At 72.1% G+C, this 929-nt stretch carries 2 protein-coding genes; one reads left to right on the top strand and one right to left on the bottom strand.

Going from position 1 to position 929, the window contains the following annotated elements; translation table 11 throughout:
• The coding region (locus IMZ11_RS42585) for a hypothetical protein (protein ID WP_228649269.1) at window positions 1-209 on the bottom strand (209 nt) is incomplete at its 3' end.
• On the opposite strand from IMZ11_RS42585, the gene IMZ11_RS42580 reads away from it, so the two are divergent.
• Window positions 150-929: HNH endonuclease signature motif containing protein (locus tag IMZ11_RS42580; protein WP_308066912.1), on the top strand; the 780-nt coding region annotated here is incomplete at its 3' end. The genes IMZ11_RS42585 and IMZ11_RS42580 overlap by 60 nt on opposite strands.

Raw genomic sequence — 929 nt, 5'->3', positions numbered from 1 at the left:
GCGACCGGCCGGGCGGGGCCCTCCACGCGAGGCCGGCGTCGGTTCGCCGTCGCGGGATCGTCGAACTCCAGCTCCCGCTGGCGTTGCTCCGCGAATTGCACGCCGACCTCTACGCGCAGGGCGGCTGGGCCGGTGTGATCGCCGACATCATGCGCCAATACAGGCAGGCCATAGACCGGACATCGCACCACAGCGGGGTAGGCGACCATGACACCGCACCCCCGCCTCCCGCCCCGACTGCGACCGCGCCCCCGGCCCTGTCCACGGCCACTGCTGTGACCTTGATGCCAGCCGCGACCGCAACTGCCGACAGCGGTGCACCCGCCGGCACTGGCGTGTCCTCCGCGGAAAACGCCGCAACCCATACCACTGACCCACGCGCCGCTGGAGCGAACATCGCGGAGGTAGCCAGCTCTCCGGGAGACGGCGCCGGGGCAGACAGCGCCGGGGCAGACGGCGCCGGAGGACCGGTCACCGGCCGCGACACGACTGCCAGGGATGAGCGGCGGTTCCCCACAGCCGGGTTGCGGCGGCAGATCGAGATTCGAGACAGGGTCTGCTCCCATCCCGGATGCCGGGCACCGGCCGCCCGGTCGGAGATGGACCACACCCGCCAATACGCGAACGGCGGCCCCACCAGCGAGCGCAATCTCGCCGCCGCGTGCGCGCACGACCACGACCTGCGTGACAACGGCTGGCAGGTCATCCAGACCAGCCCCGGACATGTGACCTGGATCAGCCGGACCGGCCACGAGTATCCCGTGCAGCCGCCGCCGATCATCGAACCCATGCCCGAACCCTTCGCCCCCAACGGCTGGACCGGCCCCAACGAGCGCGGAGCGGCCAACACCCACCCGGCGAGCGGGCCCGAGGCGAGCGGTTGCGAGGTGCGTGCCACGGCAAGCGGGGCCGAGACATGCGGTTCCGAG

This window comes from Microtetraspora sp. AC03309, from assembly GCF_020826795.1.
GTDB classification, from domain to species: domain Bacteria; phylum Actinomycetota; class Actinomycetes; order Streptosporangiales; family Streptosporangiaceae; genus Microtetraspora; species Microtetraspora glauca.
This window is presented reverse-complemented; position numbering and strand designations above follow the sequence as displayed.